The organism is Spirillospora sp. NPDC049652 (genome assembly GCF_040675125.1).
GTDB lineage: Bacteria > Actinomycetota > Actinomycetes > Streptosporangiales > Streptosporangiaceae > Spirillospora.
This window is the reverse complement of sequence record NZ_JBFAOF010001571.1, coordinates 1-1,052: the sequence shown is the minus strand read 5'-3', so window position 1 is coordinate 1,052 and position 1,052 is coordinate 1. Positions and strand designations below refer to the sequence as shown.

Sequence of the window (1,052 nt, the reverse complement as noted above, 5' to 3'; positions counted from 1 at the left end):
CGCAGTTCGGCCTCGACGGCGAGCCGGACGCCGGTGTGACCGGGGACGGCCACGAGGAGCGGGCGGGGGCGGCGGGCCGCATAGCGGAGCAGGCGTCCTCTCAGGCCCATCGGAACGCGCCCTCCCGCCAGGCGTAGAGGACGCCGACCAGCAGCAGGGCGAGAAAGCCGAACATCTCGACGACGGCCTTGGTCCCGACGGCCGTCACGACCAGCGCCCACGGGTACATGAAGACCATCTCCATGTCGAAGGCGAGGAAGACCAGGGTCACCACGTACCAGCGGACGTGGAAGCGGGACACCGCGTGCTCGACGGGCAGGCCCCCGGACAGGTACGGCGCGGCGGCCGGGGCGCCGGGGAGGGCGGTGAACGCCGAGACCGCGTACACGGCGCACACCAGCGCGGCGGTGAGGCCGAGCAGCGCGAGCGCGGCGACGAACGGCTGCATCCGTGCTCCCCCTTCCGGCGATCCGGAGCGGATCAATGCCCACACGTCGGGATACGTCCATATGCCGCTACCCCGCAGGTGTATCCCGTAGCGGGACGAGTATGTCCTACACGGTGTCGGAGGTACAACCAGTGGTCAGAGGGCTGGACCGTGGAACAAACCCCACGAAGGCCGTCTCGCCCGGACGCCCGAAACGCCGAAACCCCCCACCCTGCCGGGCTTCCGGCCCACCCGCGAACACCCCGCGCGGGCGCGTCGGCCCCTCCCGAAAAAATGATCAACGCAGCGGCCGGCCGGACCGGCGACGCGTGCCCTACGCGTCGCTCAGGAGGCCGGACTCGTGGGCGAGGATGGCGGCCTGGACGCGGTTCTCCAGGCCGAGGCGGACCAGGATGCGGTTCACTCGGCTCTTCACGTTGGCCTGCGTCAGGCCGAGCTCGGCGGCGATCCGCTGGTTGGAGTGGCCGCGCGCGACCAGCAGCAGGACGTCCAGCTCGCGGGCCGTGAGCTGGTCGAGCCTGCCGCGCCCGGACGGCCTCTCCGCTCCGGCGGCGCCGGCGGGCAGGGCCGTGAACACGCCGATCAGCCGCCGGGTCACGCTCGG

At 72.2% G+C, this 1,052-nt stretch carries 2 protein-coding genes; both read right to left on the bottom strand.

The annotated features are described in order from the left end of the window. Positions 1 to 100: 100 nt before the first annotated feature. Entirely contained in the window at positions 101 to 448 is a 348-nt protein-coding gene (locus AB0J52_RS42010; RefSeq protein WP_500188903.1) for an NADH-quinone oxidoreductase subunit A, read from the bottom strand. Positions 449 to 761: 313 nt separating this feature from the next. Continuing rightward, a partial coding sequence (locus AB0J52_RS42005) for a response regulator transcription factor (protein ID WP_500188902.1) occupies positions 762 to 1,052 on the bottom strand: 291 nt, incomplete at its 5' end.

Bases quoted from the DNA above. Each gene is read 5' to 3' on its own strand.
- AB0J52_RS42010 (WP_500188903.1), bottom strand. From the start codon at position 448: ATGCAGCCGTTCGTCGCCGCGCTCGCGCTGCTCGGCCTCACCGCCGCG.